Annotated in this window: 1 protein-coding gene; it reads left to right on the top strand. The window is 52.6% G+C overall.

The window, feature by feature from the left end:
- Positions 1-115: 115 nt before the first annotated feature.
- On the top strand, positions 116-475 hold a 360-nt coding region (locus GM658_RS28615), incomplete at its 3' end, for a helix-turn-helix domain-containing protein (RefSeq protein ID WP_371865322.1).

The following is a 475-nucleotide window of genomic DNA, read 5'->3' as shown; positions in this document are numbered from 1 at the left end:
TGTTGATTTGCACCGAAAATTGACCCACTTTGCCGCATAATTTGCATCAGAATCTGACCCACGTTTAAGACACAATCCTGCTCATGACATTGAGTGGGGAATTGGAGTGATCGACGTGGCATTACTAGGAATTATTCGACGCTGGCACATTCGCGACCAGATCCCACTACGGGAAATCGCCAGACGCCTTGGCATCTCAAGAAACACTGTCCGACGCTATCTACGCTCGGAAGCGACAGAGCCGTCCTACGCAGACAGGCGATCGCCCAGTGCAATCGACAAATACGCTTTCCAACTTTCTGGCTTGCTAAAGACCGAGGCGGCCAAGTCACGCAAGCAGCGGCGCACTTTGAAGCAGCTTCATGAAGAACTAAGGGAGTTAGGCTTTGAAGGGTCTTACGACCGGGTCGCGGCGTTCGCGAGGGTATGGCGGGCGGGTCAAACTGATAGGGTCAATTCAGCTAGCAAACGCACA

This window comes from Massilia eburnea (assembly GCF_009720745.1).
GTDB lineage: Bacteria > Pseudomonadota > Gammaproteobacteria > Burkholderiales > Burkholderiaceae_D > Rugamonas > Rugamonas eburnea.
Note: the sequence above shows the minus strand (reverse complement) of the source record. Positions and strands in the feature narration are given on the sequence as shown.